Consider the following 1,327-nt stretch of genomic DNA (forward strand, 5'->3'; position numbering starts at 1 on the left):
CGGCGGCCCTCGACGGGGCGCGGCAGACGGGGCGGCGCGTGCGGGTGGTGTTCCAGCCGCACCGCTTCCTGCGGACGCAGCAGTCGTGGCCGCGTCTCGCCGAGAGCCTGATGGCCGCCGACGAGGTGCTGCTGCTCGACATCGCCGGCGCGGGCGAGACGCCCATCCCCGGCATCCACACCAGCCTGATCGAGGAGCGCATGCGGGGGGCGGGGCACGCGAACGTCCGCTACTACCCCCGGCGGGAGGACGTCGTGACGCACCTGCGCGCCACCGTCGGCCCGGACGACCTGATCGTCACGATGGGCGCGGGGGACGTGTGGACGCTCTCGCGGGAGCTCGCGGACGCGGAGGTGACGAAGTGACCGTGGCGGGCCCGCCCCTGAAGGTGCAGCGCGAGCCGCTGTCGCGCTACACGACGCTCGGCGTGGGCGGCGAGAGCGAGGTGTGGACCGTCCACGACCACGCGCAGCTCGCCCTCGCGATGAGCGCGCCCTACCGCATCCTGGGCGGCGGCAGCAACCTCGTCGTGGACGACGCGGGCGTAGCGGAGCGCGTGATTCGCCTCGCGGGGGAGTTCGCCACGTCGGACCTCACGCGGGACCCGGCGCTGAGCGCCCAGGGTGAGCACGAGCACGTGACGGGCTGGGTGGGCGGCGGGGTGCCCCTGCCGGGCCTCGTGCGGCGCCTGCAGAAGCTGGGCCTGTCGGGGCTGGAGGGCACCGTCGGGATTCCCGCGCAGGTGGGCGGCGCCGTGTGGATGAACGCCGGCACCCGCTTCGGGGAGATGTTCGACGGGCTGCACAGCCTGGAGATCGTGACGCCGGAGGGCGCGCGCGTCGTCACGCCCGCCGATCTGGCGTGGGGCTACCGGAACAGCGGCATTCCCCGCAACCACATCGTGACGCGCGTGCGCCTGAAGCTCACGCCGTCCACCCCGGAGGAGGTGCTCGCGCGCATGACGCACGCGGACGTGGCCCGCAAGGGTCAGCCGAAGATGCGCACGCCCGGCTGCGCCTTCAAGAATCCGGGCGGGGTGAGCGCCGGGAAGCTCATCGACGAGGCGGGCCTCAAGGGCTACCGCGTCGGGAACGCGATGATCTCGCACGAGCACGCGAACTTCGTGGTGAACCTCGGGAACGCCACGGCGGCGGACGTGCACGCCATCCTCACGCACGTGCGCAGTGTGCTGGGCGAGGGGCTGGAACTGGAGTACGAGCTTTGGCCGTGACGCCGCAGGGAGACGCGCCCGGGGAGGCCGTGGAGGCGCAGGCCGTCCCGCGCCGGGCCCGGAAACGCGGACGTGAGCGCGCGCCGCGCGAGCGTC

The 1,327-nt window shown here is 73.8% G+C and carries 2 protein-coding genes; both read left to right on the plus strand.

Features of this window, described 5'->3' with window-relative positions; translation table 11 throughout:
• A partial coding sequence (locus tag DEIPI_RS32365) for a glutamate ligase domain-containing protein (RefSeq protein WP_045234647.1) occupies positions 1-365 on the plus strand: 365 nt, incomplete at its 5' end.
• 2 nt (positions 366-367) lie between these two features.
• Positions 368-1,231 (plus strand): UDP-N-acetylmuramate dehydrogenase, encoded by an 864-nt coding sequence (locus tag DEIPI_RS0117815; protein ID WP_157463778.1) that lies wholly within the window; start codon positions 368-370, stop codon positions 1,229-1,231.
• Positions 1,232-1,327: the final 96 nt, after the last annotated feature.

Origin of the sequence: Deinococcus pimensis DSM 21231, from assembly GCF_000519345.1 — a bacterium.
In the GTDB taxonomy this organism is placed as follows: domain Bacteria; phylum Deinococcota; class Deinococci; order Deinococcales; family Deinococcaceae; genus Deinococcus_A; species Deinococcus_A pimensis.